Source organism: Pseudomonas sp. MYb327, assembly GCF_040438925.1.
Lineage (GTDB): Bacteria > Pseudomonadota > Gammaproteobacteria > Pseudomonadales > Pseudomonadaceae > Aquipseudomonas.
The window spans coordinates 4,096,341-4,111,135 of sequence record NZ_CP159258.1 but is presented as its reverse complement, the minus strand read 5'-3'; the positions used below and the strand labels follow the sequence as shown (position 1 = coordinate 4,111,135).

General features: G+C 60.2%; 13 protein-coding genes. 10 read left to right on the top strand and 3 right to left on the bottom strand.

The genetic code is table 11. The features are described 5' to 3' along the window. Positions 1-21 precede the first annotated feature (21 nt). Positions 22-1,482 (bottom strand): membrane-bound lytic murein transglycosylase MltF, encoded by a 1,461-nt coding sequence (gene mltF, locus ABVN21_RS18515; RefSeq protein ID WP_339553485.1) that lies wholly within the window; start codon positions 1,480-1,482, stop codon positions 22-24. A 285-nt stretch (positions 1,483-1,767) separates the two neighbouring features. Between mltF and purL the strand changes: the two genes are divergently transcribed. Together purL and ABVN21_RS18505 are read left to right on the top strand one after the other, a co-directional pair. After that, entirely contained in the window at positions 1,768-5,664 is a 3,897-nt protein-coding gene (gene purL, locus ABVN21_RS18510) for a phosphoribosylformylglycinamidine synthase (RefSeq protein ID WP_339553486.1), read from the top strand. A gap of 5 nt (positions 5,665-5,669) precedes the next feature. Continuing rightward, positions 5,670-5,981 (top strand): YqfO family protein, encoded by a 312-nt coding sequence (locus tag ABVN21_RS18505; protein ID WP_339553523.1) that lies wholly within the window; start codon positions 5,670-5,672, stop codon positions 5,979-5,981. Between the two features lie 153 nt (positions 5,982-6,134). Here the strand turns inward: ABVN21_RS18505 and ABVN21_RS18500 are convergent, their stop codons facing one another. Together ABVN21_RS18500 and ABVN21_RS18495 are read right to left on the bottom strand one after the other, a co-directional pair. Then, entirely contained in the window at positions 6,135-6,638 is a 504-nt protein-coding gene (locus ABVN21_RS18500; RefSeq protein WP_339553487.1) for a L,D-transpeptidase family protein, read from the bottom strand. A gap of 107 nt (positions 6,639-6,745) precedes the next feature. Continuing rightward, entirely contained in the window at positions 6,746-7,297 is a 552-nt protein-coding gene (locus ABVN21_RS18495) for an NUDIX hydrolase (RefSeq protein WP_339553488.1), read from the bottom strand. A 147-nt stretch (positions 7,298-7,444) separates the two neighbouring features. Between ABVN21_RS18495 and ABVN21_RS18490 the strand changes: the two genes are divergently transcribed. The 8 genes from ABVN21_RS18490 (at position 7,445) to guaA (ending at position 14,746) form a co-directional block, all read left to right on the top strand. After that, the gene (locus ABVN21_RS18490) at positions 7,445-8,044 is read left to right on the top strand and encodes a CoA pyrophosphatase (protein ID WP_034150810.1); all 600 of its coding nucleotides are present in this window, start codon (positions 7,445-7,447) and stop codon (positions 8,042-8,044) included. 55 nt (positions 8,045-8,099) lie between these two features. Continuing rightward, positions 8,100-8,624 carry a gamma carbonic anhydrase family protein gene (locus ABVN21_RS18485; protein ID WP_339553489.1) on the top strand — a complete coding sequence of 175 codons (525 nt, stop codon included), beginning with the start codon at positions 8,100-8,102 and terminating at the stop codon, positions 8,622-8,624. After that, positions 8,621-8,836, top strand: a complete 216-nt coding sequence (locus ABVN21_RS18480) for a DUF1289 domain-containing protein (protein ID WP_339553490.1) — start codon at positions 8,621-8,623, stop codon at positions 8,834-8,836. Before ABVN21_RS18485 ends, ABVN21_RS18480 begins: the two co-directional genes overlap by 4 nt. A 66-nt stretch (positions 8,837-8,902) precedes the next feature. Beyond that, positions 8,903-9,370, top strand: coding sequence for a preQ0 transporter (locus tag ABVN21_RS18475; protein WP_339553491.1), 468 nt, complete (start codon positions 8,903-8,905; stop codon positions 9,368-9,370). 87 nt (positions 9,371-9,457) lie between these two features. Continuing rightward, complete coding sequence (gene purT, locus ABVN21_RS18470; protein WP_339553492.1) at positions 9,458-10,639, top strand: formate-dependent phosphoribosylglycinamide formyltransferase; 1,182 nt, start codon at positions 9,458-9,460, stop codon at positions 10,637-10,639. Between the two features lie 204 nt (positions 10,640-10,843). Next, a complete protein-coding gene (locus ABVN21_RS18465; RefSeq protein ID WP_339553493.1) occupies positions 10,844-11,392 on the top strand; it encodes a sugar ABC transporter ATPase in 549 nt (182 codons plus the stop codon). Positions 11,393-11,599: 207 nt separating this feature from the next. Then, on the top strand, positions 11,600-13,069 hold the full coding sequence (gene guaB, locus ABVN21_RS18460; protein ID WP_339553494.1) for an IMP dehydrogenase: 1,470 nt from the start codon (positions 11,600-11,602) through the stop codon (positions 13,067-13,069). A gap of 99 nt (positions 13,070-13,168) precedes the next feature. After that, on the top strand, positions 13,169-14,746 hold the full coding sequence (gene guaA, locus ABVN21_RS18455) for a glutamine-hydrolyzing GMP synthase (protein ID WP_339553495.1): 1,578 nt from the start codon (positions 13,169-13,171) through the stop codon (positions 14,744-14,746). The last annotated feature ends 49 nt before the right edge of the window (positions 14,747-14,795 follow it).

Below are 14,795 nucleotides of genomic sequence, written 5' to 3'. Positions count from 1 at the left end.
GCCAGCGATGGTGTTAACGCTTTAAAGCGGGGCTGGCTCTTGGGCCGGTTTTGATTTGTCGATGCCAGGCACATGCAAGTTGCCCTCGGCCACCTGGTCGCCTTCAAGCTGCGGCTGCGTGACCCAGGTCAGGATGTCGTAGTAGCGACGGATGTTCGCCACAAAATGCACTGGCTCGCCGCCACGGGCATAGCCATAACGGGTTTTGCTGTACCACTTCTTTTCCGACAGGCGCGGCAGCATTTTCTTCACGTCCAGCCACTTGTCCGGGTTCAGGCCTTCCTTGGCCGCCAGTTTGCGTGCGTCATCAAGGTGGCCGCTGCCGACGTTGTAGGCGGCGAGGGCAAACCAGGTGCGATCCGGTTCCTGGATCGATCCGTCCAGTTGATCCTTCATGTAGGCCAGGTACTTGGCGCCACCCATGATGCTCTGCTTGGGATCTAGCCGGTTGGACACGCCCATGGCCTGTGCCGTGTTCTGGGTCAGCATCATCAAACCGCGCACGCCGGTCTTGGACGTCACTGCCGGTTGCCACAGCGATTCCTGATAACCGATGGCGGCTAGCAGGCGCCAGTCGACTTTTTCTTTCTTGGCGTAAGCCTTGAAGTGCTGTTCGTACTTGGGCAGGCGCTGCTGCAAGTGCTGGGCGAAGGTGGTGGCGCCCATGTAGCCGAGGACGTCGACATGCCCGTAATAGCGGTCTTTGAGGCGTTGCAGGGTGCCGTTTTTCTTGACCTTGTCGAGGTAGTCGTTGATCTCGTTGAGCAGGCTGTTGTCGTCACCGGGCGCCACCGCCCAGCTCTGGTTGCTGGCGTCGCCCAGGTCAAAGGCGACCCGGATGTTGGTGAAATACACCTGGTTCATCGCGACTTCATTGGAGTCGACCAGGGTCAGGTCGATCTGACCTTCATCCACCATGCGCAGCAGGTCGACGACTTCAACGGCGTCGGACTCTTCGTATTCGATACCAGGAAATTTCTGTTTCAGCTGCGCCAGTTGTTCGGCGTGGGTGCTGCCCTTGAGCACCATGATCTTCTTGCCGACCAGATCCTTGGCGTCAGTAGGGCGGGACTGGCCGCTGCGATAGATGATTTGCGGGGTGACTTCCAGATAAGAGTGGGAAAAACGCACCTGCTTCTTGCGTTCTTCACTGCTGACCAGACCGGCAGCGGCCAGCACCGGGCCGTTGGGCTTGCCGACCTGATTGAACAGGTCGTCGAGGTTGTCGGCGGTCTCGATCTTCAGTTCGACCCCCAGATCGTCGGCGAAGCGCTTCACCAGCTCGTATTCGAAGCCGGTTTCACCGTTGCGATCCTGAAAGTAGGTGGCGGGGCTGTTTCGGGTAATCACCCGCAGCACACCATCCTCCTTTACGCGCTCAAGCGTGTTGGGTTTATCAACACAGCCACTGAGCATCAGGAAGAGTCCGGTTGCGATCAGCCATTTGGCGTACCGCGGACGCAAAGCCGTTGGGGAAAACATGTGCGCAGTATACGCAAAGGACCACGGGCGCCATATCTCGACAGCGAGGGGCTTGTCTGCTAGAGATCACAAAACCGGCCGAAACCCCGCAGGAATGGGCCTTGTCTGTATTTTGACAGCGTAAAAATAAGCTGTGGTTCCAGGCCCGGTTAACCTGACTTTCGAGGCAGAAACACAGATCGGCACCCGAGTGCAACCGTGCGTAGCGTTTCGGGTGATGTCGCGGGCTGTTTAGGCTAGAATGCACGGCCTCAAAGCACACCCCTTCCCGAGGCTGTCCCGAAGATGTTGATCCTGCGCGGCGCTCCTGCCCTTTCTGCCTTTCGCCACAGCAAGCTCCTTGAGCAACTGAGCCAGAAGGTTCCGGCTGTCAGCGGCCTGTATGCTGAATTCGCTCACTTCGCCGAAGTTACCGGCGTCCTGACCGGCGACGAACAGCAGGTGCTCGCGCGCCTTCTGAAATACGGTCCAAGCGTTCCGGTCCAGGAGCCGACCGGTCGTCTGTTCCTGGTGTTGCCGCGTTTCGGCACCATCTCGCCATGGTCGAGCAAGGCCAGCGACATCGCTCGCAACTGCGGTCTGACCAAGATCCAGCGCCTGGAGCGCGGCATTGCCTTCTATGTGGCCGGCCAGTTCAGCGATGCTGAAGCCCAACTGATCGCCGATGCACTGCACGACCGCATGACCCAGATCGTCCTGGGCAACCTGGAGCAGGCCGCTGGCCTGTTCAGCCACGCCGAACCCAAGCCCCTGACCGCGATCGATGTGTTGGGTGGCGGCCGCGCTGCGCTGGAAAAAGCCAATACCGAGCTGGGCCTGGCCCTGGCTGAAGACGAGATCGATTACCTGGTCAACGCCTTCGTCGGCTTGAAGCGCAACCCGCACGACATCGAACTGATGATGTTCGCCCAGGCGAACTCCGAGCACTGCCGTCACAAGATCTTCAACGCCAGTTGGGACATCGACGGCGAGAGCCAGGAAAAAAGCCTGTTCGGCATGATCAAGAACACCTACGTGATGCACAGCGAAGGCGTTCTGTCGGCTTACAAGGACAACGCTTCGGTGATCGTCGGCTCCGTGGCCGGCCGTTTCTTCCCGGACCCTGAGACCCGCCAGTACGGCGCGGTGCAGGAGCCGGTGCACATCCTGATGAAGGTTGAGACCCACAACCACCCGACCGCGATTGCCCCGTTCCCGGGCGCGTCCACCGGCTCCGGTGGCGAGATCCGCGACGAAGGCGCGACCGGTCGCGGTGCCAAGCCCAAAGCTGGCCTGACCGGTTTCACCGTATCCAACCTGCAAATCCCGGGTTTCGAACAGCCGTGGGAAGTGCCATACGGCAAGCCTGAGCGCATCGTTACCGCGCTGGACATCATGATCGAAGGCCCGTTGGGCGGCGCTGCGTTCAACAACGAATTCGGTCGTCCGGCCCTGACTGGCTACTTCCGTACCTTCGAACAATCGATCACTACGCCGCACGGTGACGAAGTTCGTGGCTACCACAAGCCGATCATGCTGGCTGGCGGCATGGGCAACATCCGCGAAGAGCACGTCAAGAAAGGCGAGATCCTCGTCGGCTCCAAGCTGATCGTGCTCGGCGGCCCGGCGATGCTGATCGGCCTGGGCGGCGGCGCGGCTTCCTCCATGGCCACCGGCACCAGCTCGGCGGACCTGGACTTCGCTTCCGTACAGCGCGAAAACCCTGAGATGGAACGTCGCTGCCAGGAAGTCATCGACCGTTGCTGGCAGTTGGGCGACAAGAACCCGATCAGCTTCATCCACGACGTGGGTGCCGGTGGCCTCTCCAACGCCTTCCCGGAACTGGTCAACGACGGCGACCGTGGTGGCCGTTTCGAACTGCGCAACATTCCAAACGACGAGCCGGGCATGGCCCCGCACGAAATCTGGAGTAACGAATCCCAGGAACGTTACGTTCTGGCGGTCGGCCCGGCCGACTTCGAGCGCTTCAAGGCGATCTGCGAGCGCGAGCGTTGCCCGTTTGCCGTCGTCGGCGAAGCGACTGCCGAGCCGCAACTGACCGTGACCGACAGCCACTTCGGCAACAGCCCGGTGGACATGCCACTGGAGGTGTTGCTGGGCAAAGCCCCGCGCATGCACCGTTCGGTGGTGCGTGAAAACGAGCTGGGCGATGATTTCGATCCGTCGACCCTGGACATCGGCGAATGCGTCGAGCGCGTTCTGCATCACCCGGCCGTGGCGAGCAAGAGCTTCCTGATCACTATCGGCGACCGCACCATCACCGGCCTCGTGGCCCGTGACCAAATGGTCGGCCCGTGGCAGGTTCCGGTGGCCGACGTTGCCGTCACCGCCACCAGCTTCGACGTCTACACCGGTGAAGCCATGGCCATGGGCGAGCGTACTCCGCTGGCACTGCTGGACGCTCCGGCGTCGGGCCGCATGGCCATTGGCGAAACCCTGACCAATATCGCGGCTTCGCGCATCGGCAAGATCTCCGACATTAAACTGTCGGCGAACTGGATGTCGGCGGCCGGTCACCCGGGTGAAGACGCACGTCTGTACGACACCGTGAAAGCGGTCGGCATGGAACTGTGCCCTGAGCTGGGCATCACCATTCCGGTGGGCAAGGACTCGATGTCCATGGCCACCCGCTGGAACGACGAAGGCGTGGACAAGTCCGTGACTTCGCCAATGTCCCTGATCGTGACCGGTTTCGCGCCAGTGACTGACATCCGTCAGACCCTGACCCCGCAACTGCGCATGGACAAGGGCACCACCGACCTGATCCTGATCGACCTGGGCCGTGGCCAGAACCGCATGGGCGCTTCTATCCTCGCCCAGGTTCACGGCAAGCTCGGCAAGCAGGCTCCGGACGTCGATGACGCCGAAGACCTCAAAGCCTTCTTCGCCGTGATCCAGGGTCTGAACGCCGACGGTCACCTGCTGGCTTACCACGACCGTTCTGACGGTGGTCTGCTGACCAGCACCGTGGAAATGGCCTTCGCCGGTCACTGCGGCCTGAGCTTGAACCTTGACGGTCTGGCGGAAACCTCCGCCGACATCGCCGCGATCCTGTTCAACGAAGAGTTGGGTGCGGTGATCCAGGTTCGTCAGGACGCCACCCCGGACATCCTCGCGCAGTTCAGCGCTGCCGGTCTGGGCGAATGCGTGTCGGTGATCGGTCAGCCGATCAACAACGGCCAGATCAGCATCACCTTCAACGGTGACACCGTGTTCGAAGGCCAGCGTCGTCTGATGCAGCGCCAGTGGGCCGAGACCAGCTACCAGATCCAGCGTCTGCGTGACAACGCCGACTGCGCCGATCAGGAGTTCGACGTGCTGCTGGAAGAAGACAACCCGGGCCTGAGCGTCAAGCTCAGCTACGACGTCAACCAGGACATCGCCGCGCCTTACATCAAGAAAGGCATCCGCCCACAGGTTGCCGTGCTGCGTGAGCAGGGCGTCAACGGTCAGGTGGAAATGGCAGCAGCGTTCGACCGCGCCGGTTTCAACGCGATCGACGTGCACATGAGCGACATTCTGGCCGGCCGTGTCGACCTGAACGAGTTCAGGGGCATGGTCGCTTGCGGTGGTTTTTCCTACGGCGACGTATTGGGTGCCGGTGAAGGTTGGGCGAAATCCGCGCTGTTCAACAGCCGCGCCCGTGATGCGTTCCAAGGCTTCTTCGAGCGTAACGACAGCTTCACCCTTGGCGTTTGCAACGGTTGCCAGATGATGTCCAACCTGCACGAGCTGATCCCGGGCAGCGAGTTTTGGCCGCACTTCGTGCGTAACCGTTCCGAGCAGTTCGAAGCGCGCGTAGCGATGGTGCAGATCCAGGAATCGAACTCGATCTTCCTGCAAGGTATGGCCGGTTCGCGCATGCCGATCGCCATTGCCCACGGCGAAGGTCATGCTGAGTTTTCCAGCGAAGAAGCACTGCTGGAAGCCGATCTGTCGGGTTGCGTGGCGATGCGTTTCGTCGACAACCACGGCAAGGTCACCGAAAACTATCCGGCCAACCCGAACGGCTCGCCGCGCGGGATCACCGGTTTGACCAGCCGCGACGGTCGCGTAACGATCATGATGCCGCACCCGGAGCGTGTGTTCCGTGCCGTGCAGAACTCGTGGCGTTCGGACGACTGGAACGAAGACGCACCGCTGATGCGCATGTTCCGTAACGCTCGTGTGTGGGTGAACTGATCGCTGTGTACAAACTCAGCTTTTTCGTTCCCGACAGTCATGTCGAAGTAGTCAAGCGTGCCGTATTCGCCGCCGGTGGCGGTCGTATCGGTGCTTACGACCATTGCGCGTGGCAGGTGTTGGGCCAAGGCCAGTTTCGTCCATTGGATGGCAGTGCGCCATTCATTGGCGAAGCGGGGCAGGTCGAGCAGGTCGAGGAATGGAAAGTTGAGCTTGTGGTGGCGGATGAGTTGATTCGCGCAGTGGTGGCGGCTTTGAAACAGAGTCACCCCTACGAGACACCGGCTTATGAAGTGTGGCGGTTGGAGGATTTTTAATCTTTCCATCGCTCAAATAAAAAACCCGCTGAAAGCGATTTCAGCGGGTTTTTTTATTGCCCGGAAGGGCCTCATCGCTGGCAAGCCAGCTCCTACATAATCAATGTGGGAGCTGGCTTGCCAGCGATGGCGTTTTATCGGGTGGCCAAAGGGTTATGGACGAATCTCGATCATCGTGCCATCCGGCACCAGGTTCCAGATTTCGCGCATGTCCATGTTGCGCATGGCGATGCAGCCATCGGTCCAGTCCAGGGTGTGGAACAGGTCTTCCGGGGTGTCTTCGGTGTCCGGGGTGCCGTGGATCATGATCATGCCGCCGGGTTCGACACCTTCGCGGCGGGCGCGGGCGGAATCGCTGATGTTCGGGTAGGAAATGTGCATCGCCAGGTTGAAGCGGTCGCTGACCTTGCGCCAATCGATCCAGTAGAAACCTTCCGGGGTGCGTTTGTCGCCCTCCATCAGCTTCGGTCCCTTGGGGCGTTTACCCAGGGAAATGCGATAGGTCTTGAGCGGCTTGCCGTCGTTGATCAATTGCAATTGATGAGAAGACTTGAGAACCAGGATTTTCTCGATGGGCTTGCCGTTGAGCGTTTCCACGGCGGAAGCCTGGGACAGCGCTACAAACGACAAGCAAAACAGGGCAAGCAACCAGCGCATTGAAACGATTCCCCAAGAGGTGTCGCGACTATTTAGTTATAGATGTTTTTGCAGGAGCTGCCGCAGGCTGCGGTCTTTAAGCGCCTGCGACGGTGCCGAATTTGTAATCAAATAATTGCAGGCTGAGCCAGTGGCGGGATCGATTCTGACCGCACGGGGTAGACCTCGGTCCGACGGTCAGCGAAGAAGCATTCTAAGGTACGGCCCACCGTGCGGAAAGCCAACTCGGACCAAGGAATGTCGGCTTCGTCGAATAGTTGCACTTCCAGGCTCTCGGGACCGGCGGAAAAGTCCAGGTCCGCCAGTTCGGCGCGGAAGAAAACGTGCACCTGGCTAATGTGCGGCACGTCGATCAACGTATAGATGCTCAGGTTGCGCACCCGGGCGCAGGCTTCCTCGGCAGTTTCGCGGATGGCCGCCTGCTCGATGGTCTCGCCGTTCTCCATAAAACCGGCGGGTAGGGTCCAATAGCCGAGGCGCGGCTCGATGGCGCGTCGGCACAACAAAACCTTGGTGCCCCAGGTCGCCACGCAACCGGCGACGATATTGGGGTTCTGGTAATGAATGGCGTGACAGCTGTCGCAGACGAAGCGCAGGCGCGAATCGCCTTCGGGAATGCGTTGGGTCACCGGGTTGCCGCACTGACTGCAAAATTTCATGCTTGGGTTCCTGAATGCTGCGCCTATCTTGGCGTGCGGCGGTGTCTGTCGGCAAGTTGTCGTTTCGCGACACGGCGCTGTCCGGGGGGTTGGGCGACCGATGCGATTGGTGCATGATGCAGGGTAAGGCACAGATCGAGAACACTCATGCTGGACGAGCTACTGCATCGGGTAAGTAACCACACACCGCGAACGCTGGAGACCGACCGACGTTTCCCCGAGGCCGCCGTCCTGGTGCCCATCACCCGCAGTGATGAGCCGGAGTTGGTACTGACCTTGCGTGCCAGCGGACTCTCGACCCATGGCGGCGAAGTTGCTTTCCCTGGCGGGCGACGCGACCCCGAAGACCCTGACCTGATTTTCACGGCCCTGCGCGAAGCCGAAGAAGAGATCGGCCTGCCGCCGGGGCTGGTCGAGGTGATCGGCCCGTTGAGCCCGTTGATTTCCCTGCATGGCATCAAAGTAACGCCTTATGTCGGGGTTATTCCGGACTTCGTCGAATACCAGGCCAACGATGCCGAAATCGCCGCCGTATTCAGCGTTCCGTTGGAATTCTTCCGAAAAGACCCGCGTGAACACACCCATCGCATCGATTATCAGGGCCGCAGCTGGTACGTGCCGAGTTATCGCTATGGCGAGTACAAGATCTGGGGCCTGACCGCGATCATGATCGTCGAGTTGATCAACTTGCTCTACGACGCGAAAATCAGCCTGCACCAACCCCCGAAAAGCTTTATCAATACTTGAAGCCATCATTCGAATGGCCTGAACACGCCGCTGCCTGAGTCTTGAGGACAACACGATGAAATACCGCCTGGGCGACGCCCGTGTCGAAACCCACCCAGAGAGCTGGGTCGCTCCCAATGCCGTGCTGGTGGGCAAGGTCAAGCTGGAAGAGGGCGCTAACGTCTGGTTCAACGCCGTGCTGCGCGGCGACAACGAATTGATCCTGATCGGCAAGAACAGCAACGTCCAGGACGGCACCGTGATGCACACCGACATGGGCTACCCGCTGACCATCGGCACTGGCGTGACCATCGGCCACAACGCCATGCTCCATGGCTGCACCGTGGGCGATTACAGCCTGATCGGTATTAATGCAGTGATTCTCAATGGCGCGAAAATCGGCAAGAACTGCATCATCGGCGCCAACTCGCTGATCGGCGAAGGCAAGGAGATTCCTGATGGTTCGCTGGTCATGGGGTCGCCCGGCAAGGTGGTGCGCGAGTTGACGGAACAGCAGAAGAAGATGCTGGAGGCCAGCGCCGCTCACTACGTGCACAACTCCCAGCGTTATGCCCGTGATCTGGCCGAGCAAGAACAATGAGCACCCCAGAACGCCCGGTGGCATCGCCCTGCGTGAACATCTGTGCGCTGGATGACGATGACATCTGCACCGGTTGCCAGCGCACCGTGGAAGAAATCACCCGTTGGAGCCGAATGGACAACGAGGAGCGCCGCAAGGTGCTGGGGTTGTGTCATGAGCGGGCCAAGTCCAGTGGTTTGATCTGGATGTTGCCGACCAAATCCAGCACTTGAATAGTGCACAGGTTATCTGTGCACGGAAGATGAAGTACCCTGTGCGCCAAATCAACAGGTGCCTACATGCTCTTCCTGATCGCCTACATCAGCAGCGTCGTGCTGATCAATTTCGCCTTTTCCACCGCCCCGCACCTGGACATCATCTGGTCAGCCTGGGGTGGGTTGGTGTTTATCTTGCGCGACATGGTGCAAACCCGCTTTGGCCATGGCGCAATCGTGGCGATGCTCGCAGCGCTGGCGCTGTCCTATGTCACGTCCGATCCCTCCATCGCCCTGGCCAGCGCCACGGCATTTGCAGTCTCCGAGTGCATCGACTGGCTGGTGTTTAGCATCACCAAGCGTCCTTTGCATGATCGCCTGTGGATAAGTTCGGCCCTGAGCATTCCCCTTGATACCTTCATTTTCTTCGGCATGATCGACGCGCTGACCCCCGGCGTGATCCTCACCGCCCTGGGCTCGAAGTTCGCGGGTGTCACCGTCGTGTGGCTAATCATGGCTTGGCGCCTGCGCAAACAGGCTGTCGTCGGCTGAAGTTCATGTAAAATGCCGCGCTTTCTCCCCATGGGAAGCGCGCAAGGCGTCGCATCCCTCGATGATCCGCTCCTTGAGGACCTTCAGATGACCCGTATCGGAACTCCATTGTCGCCGACCGCGACCCGCGTATTGATGTGTGGCTGTGGCGAGTTGGGCAAGGAAGTGGTGATCGAGCTGCAACGCCTGGGCGTTGAAGTGATAGCCGTGGACCGCTATGCCAACGCGCCGGCCATGCAGGTTGCGCACCGCAGCCACGTAATCAACATGCTCGACGGCGCTGCACTGCGCGCCGTGATCGAAGCCGAGAAGCCGCACTTCATCGTGCCGGAAATCGAAGCCATTGCCACCTCGACCCTGGTCGAGCTGGAAGCCGAAGGCTTCACCGTGATCCCGACCGCGCGCGCGGCACAGCTGACCATGAACCGCGAAGGCATCCGTCGCCTGGCCGCCGAAGAGCTGGACCTGCCGACCTCGCCGTACCACTTCGCCGACACCTTCGAGGACTACAGCAAGGCGGTCGAAGACCTCGGTTTCCCTTGCGTGGTCAAGCCGGTCATGAGTTCGTCGGGCAAAGGCCAGAGCCTGCTGCGCAGCGTCGATGACGTCAAAACAGCCTGGGACTACGCGCAAGAGGGCGGCCGTGCCGGTAAAGGTCGGGTGATCATTGAAGGCTTCATCGATTTCGACTACGAAATCACCCTGTTGACCGTGCGTCACGTCGGCGGCACCACCTTCTGCGCGCCAGTCGGCCACCGTCAGGAGAAGGGCGACTACCAGGAATCCTGGCAGCCACAAGCCATGAGCCCGATCGCACTGGCTGAATCCGAGCGCGTCGCCAAAGCTGTCACTGAAGCCTTGGGCGGTCGTGGTCTGTTTGGCGTCGAGCTGTTCATCAAAGGTGATCAAGTGTGGTTCAGCGAAGTCTCGCCGCGCCCGCACGACACTGGCCTGGTCACGCTGATTTCCCAGGACTTGTCGCAATTCGCTCTGCACGCACGGGCAATCCTCGGTTTGCCGATCCCGTTGATCCGTCAGTTCGGGCCTTCGGCTTCGGCGGTGATTCTGGTGGAAGGTCAGTCTACCCAGACCGCTTTCGCCAACCTGGGCGCTGCGTTGAGCGAGCCGGATACCGCGCTGCGCCTGTTCGGCAAGCCTGAAGTCAACGGCCAGCGCCGCATGGGCGTTGCGTTGGCGCGTGACGAGTCGATCGAAGCCGCCCGTGCCAAGGCGACCCGTGCTTCGCAGGCTGTGGTCGTAGAGCTGTAAAAACCTCTCGGACAGGTCCGCCCTCTTCTGTAGGCGCGGGCTTGCCCGCGATAGCGGTGGTTCAGTCGACATCAATGTTTGAAGTGCTGACGCCATCGCTGGCAAGCCAGCTCCTACAAGGTCGGTGCCAGGCATCATGTCTGGGTCGACCTATTATTTGTGGGGTATTCAAGTCCCTTCATTAAAGCTTCAGGCCTGTATCCCATGAATTCGCAAAGCATCATCGTCCCGAAAATCTCCACGCTGCCGGTGCACGAGCCGAGGGCCCGGGCGATCGTGCGTTGGCTGGTGCGCAAGAACATCATCAACGAAGAGCTGACCACTTGCGGTCGCACCGGCAATCGCATGGCTCACGCCATCGCCGACGGCGCCCGCGCGGTGGTCCTGCACCCGGAAGCCTTGCCGTTCGGTGAGCCGATCAATGGCCTCGAGATCGTCACCAAGCGTTGCATCTATACACCGGCCAAGGGGTTTCTCAGTGAGGCAGGTTGCGCCGAGTGCCGCAAGGAAGTCGGTGAAGCGTTGTTTGAAAGCCTGGAAGACTGGATGCCGGGACGCACGGATAACTTCACCTGCCCGGAATGCGGACATGAAGACGACATCAACGGCTTTTTGTTTTTGCAGGAATGCGGCTTTTCCAACCTGGGCTTTATCTTCAACAACTGGGCCGAAGCCGGGTTCAAGCAGAGCTTTCTCGACGAGTTTGCCGATTGGCTCGATCAGCCTGTCAGTTGGGTGAAAGTCGAGTTGTAACGCGTCGGATGGACCGCGTTATCGTTGATCGCCAGCAAGCCGGCTCCTACAAGATCACGCTAAATCTGTAGGAGCCGGCTTGCTGGCGATGCCCTTCAAATCTCCCGTCGATCACCGCATCGATAATAGACAGAGTTTTACATTGAACCCGAAGGGGTGTCTGACTATAATGGCGCGCTTCCATTTTCCCGCTCGGGAGCCCCCGCGATGCTGCGTATCAGCCAAGAAGCTCTGACATTCGACGACATTCTCCTAGTGCCCGGTTATTCCGAGGTGCTTCCTAACGAAGTCAGTCTCAAGACCCGCCTTACCCGTGGCATCGAGCTGAATATTCCACTGGTTTCCGCTGCCATGGACACCGTCACTGAAGCCCGTCTGGCAATCGCCATGGCTCAGGAAGGTGGCATCGGCATCATCCACAAGAACATGACCATCGAGCAGCAAGCTGCCGAAGTCCGCAAGGTCAAGCGTTACGAAGCCGGTGTGGTCAAGGATCCGATCACCATCGACGCCGACGCTACCGTGCGTGAGTTGTTCGAACTGACCCGCATGCACAACATCTCCGGCGTTCCGGTACTGCATGATGGCGACCTGGTCGGCATCGTCACTTCCCGTGACGTGCGTTTCGAAAACCGTCTGGAAGCCACTGTCCGTGAAGTCATGACGCCGAAAGAACGTCTTGTCACGGTCAAGGAAGGCGCCGACAAGAATGACGTTCGCGAGTTGCTGCACAAGAACCGCATCGAACGCGTGCTGATCGTCGACGACAAATTCGCCCTTAAAGGCATGATGACCGTCAACGACATCGAAAAAGCCAAGGCTTACCCGCTGGCCAGCAAGGACGATCAAGGTCGTCTGCGCGTTGGCGCCGCCGTCGGTACCGGTAAAGACACCGGTGACCGCGTCGCTGCCCTGGTCAACGCCGGCGTTGACGTGGTGGTGGTCGACACCGCTCACGGTCACTCCAAAGGCGTGATCGACCGCGTTCGCTGGGTCAAACAGAATTTCCCTGAAGTGCAGGTCATCGGCGGCAACATCGCCACCGGCGCTGCCGCCAAGGCTTTGGCCGAAGCTGGCGCTGATGCGGTCAAGGTCGGTATCGGCCCGGGCTCGATCTGCACCACCCGTATCGTCGCCGGTGTCGGCGTCCCGCAAATCAGTGCCATCGCCAACGTCGCCGCTGCCCTTGAAGGCACTGGCGTTCCGTTGATCGCCGACGGCGGCATCCGTTTCTCCGGTGACCTGTCCAAGGCCATCGTAGCCGGTGCCTCCTGCGTGATGATGGGCTCGATGTTCGCCGGTACTGAAGAAGCGCCGGGCGAGATCGAACTGTTCCAGGGCCGTTCGTACAAGGCTTATCGCGGCATGGGTTCGCTGGGCGCCATGTCCCAGGCTCAAGGTTCCTCCGACCGTTACTTCCAGGACTCCTCGGCAGGCGCCGAGAAGCTGGTTCCGGAAGGTATCGAAGGGCGTGTTCCTTACAAAGGCACCCTGAGCGCGATCATCCACCAACTGATGGGCGGCCTGCGCTCCTCGATGGGCTACACCGGCAGCGCCGACATCGAAGAAATGCGCACCAAGCCTGAGTTCGTGCGGATCACCGGCGCTGGCATGGCCGAGTCCCACGTCCACGACGTGCAGATCACCAAAGAAGCGCCAAACTACCGCGTAGGTTGAGCCTTCAAGCGACAAGTTAAGCAACCGGGGCTGTTTTATTCAGCCCCGAGTTGTTTCTGAATCACGACTGTTTCTGAATGACTTAGACGAGACTGAATCATGGCCCTCGATATTCACGCTCACCGCATCCTGATCCTCGACTTCGGTTCCCAGTACACCCAATTGATCGCCCGCCGCGTGCGTGAAATCGGCGTGTATTGCGAACTGCATCCGTTCGACATGGACGATGAAGCGATCCGCGAATTCGCGCCTAAAGGGATCATCCTCGCCGGGGGCCCCGAGTCGGTACACGTGGCTGATAGCCCACGTGCCCCGCAAGCGGTCTGGGACCTGGGCGTGCCGGTCTTCGGTATCTGCTACGGCATGCAGACCATGGCCGAGCAACTGGGTGGCAAGGTTGAAGGTTCCGAGCTGCGTGAGTTCGGTTACGCCCGCGTTGACGTGGTCGGCAAGAGCCGCCTGCTCGACGGCATCGAAGACCACATCGACGCCGATGGCCTGTTCGGCCTCGACGTATGGATGAGCCACGGTGACAAAGTTACCCGCATGCCGGAAGACTTCCACATCCTGGCCAGCACCCCGAGCTGTCCGATCGCCGGCATGTTCAGCGATGACCGTCGCTACTACGGCGTGCAGTTCCACCCGGAAGTGACCCACACCAAGCAGGGCGGCCGCATCCTGTCGCGCTTCATCCTCGACATCTGCGAGTGTGAAGCACTGTGGACGCCTTCGAAGATCGCTGAAGATGCCATCGCCCAGGTTCGCGCCCAGGTCGGCACCGACAACGTGCTGCTCGGCCTGTCCGGCGGCGTGGATTCGTCCGTGGTTGCCGCACTGCTGCACAAAGCCATCGGCGACCAGCTGACTTGCGTATTCGTCGACAACGGCCTGCTGCGCTTGCACGAAGGCGAGCAAGTGATGGCCATGTTCGCCGAGAACATGGGCGTCAAGGTGATCCGCGCCAACGCCGAGGACCAGTTCCTCAACAACCTGGCCGGCGAGTCCGACCCGGAGAAGAAGCGCAAGATCATCGGCCGTACCTTCATCGACGTGTTCGATGCCCAGTCCAACAAACTGGAAAACATCAAGTACCTGGCCCAGGGCACCATCTACCCGGACGTGATCGAGTCGGCTGGCGCCAAAAGCGGCAAGGCCCACGTGATCAAGTCGCACCACAACGTGGGCGGCCTGCCGGAAGAAATGAACCTGAAACTGGTCGAGCCACTGCGCGAACTGTTCAAGGATGAAGTCCGTCGTCTGGGCCTGGAACTGGGCCTGCCGTACGACATGGTCTACCGTCACCCGTTCCCGGGCCCGGGCCTGGGCGTACGGATCCTCGGTGAAGTGAAGAAGGAATACGCCGACCTGCTGCGTCGCGCCGACCACATCTTCATCGAAGAACTGCGCAAGGCCGACTGGTACCACAAGGTCAGCCAGGCATTCGTGGTGTTCCAGCCGGTGAAATCGGTTGGGGTGGTGGGCGATGGCCGTCGTTACGCGTGGGTCGTGGCCCTGCGTGCCGTGGAAACCATCGACTTCATGACCGCGCGTTGGGCTCACCTGCCTTACGAACTGCTGGAAACCGTCAGCGGCCGCATCATCAATGAAATCGAAGGCATCTCCCGCGTCACCTACGACGTATCGAGCAAGCCGCCAGCGACTATTGAGTGGGAATGATCGTGATTGAGCCGATAAACGCAGGCTCGAAACGATAGCGACAAAAAAG

Coding starts and splice junctions, on each gene's coding strand:
- mltF (WP_339553485.1), bottom strand. CDS start 1,482: ATGTTTTCCCCAACGGCTTTGCGTCCGCGGTACGCCAAATGGCTGATC.
- ABVN21_RS18480 (WP_339553490.1), top strand. CDS start 8,621: ATGAGCACCCCAGAACGCCCGGTGGCATCGCCCTGCGTGAACATCTGT.
- ABVN21_RS18500 (WP_339553487.1), bottom strand. CDS start 6,638: ATGCGCTGGTTGCTTGCCCTGTTTTGCTTGTCGTTTGTAGCGCTGTCC.
- ABVN21_RS18495 (WP_339553488.1), bottom strand. CDS start 7,297: ATGAAATTTTGCAGTCAGTGCGGCAACCCGGTGACCCAACGCATTCCC.
- purL (WP_339553486.1), top strand. CDS start 1,768: ATGTTGATCCTGCGCGGCGCTCCTGCCCTTTCTGCCTTTCGCCACAGC.
- guaA (WP_339553495.1), top strand. CDS start 13,169: ATGGCCCTCGATATTCACGCTCACCGCATCCTGATCCTCGACTTCGGT.
- purT (WP_339553492.1), top strand. CDS start 9,458: ATGACCCGTATCGGAACTCCATTGTCGCCGACCGCGACCCGCGTATTG.
- ABVN21_RS18475 (WP_339553491.1), top strand. CDS start 8,903: ATGCTCTTCCTGATCGCCTACATCAGCAGCGTCGTGCTGATCAATTTC.
- ABVN21_RS18485 (WP_339553489.1), top strand. CDS start 8,100: ATGAAATACCGCCTGGGCGACGCCCGTGTCGAAACCCACCCAGAGAGC.
- ABVN21_RS18465 (WP_339553493.1), top strand. CDS start 10,844: ATGAATTCGCAAAGCATCATCGTCCCGAAAATCTCCACGCTGCCGGTG.
- ABVN21_RS18490 (WP_034150810.1), top strand. CDS start 7,445: ATGCTGGACGAGCTACTGCATCGGGTAAGTAACCACACACCGCGAACG.
- guaB (WP_339553494.1), top strand. CDS start 11,600: ATGCTGCGTATCAGCCAAGAAGCTCTGACATTCGACGACATTCTCCTA.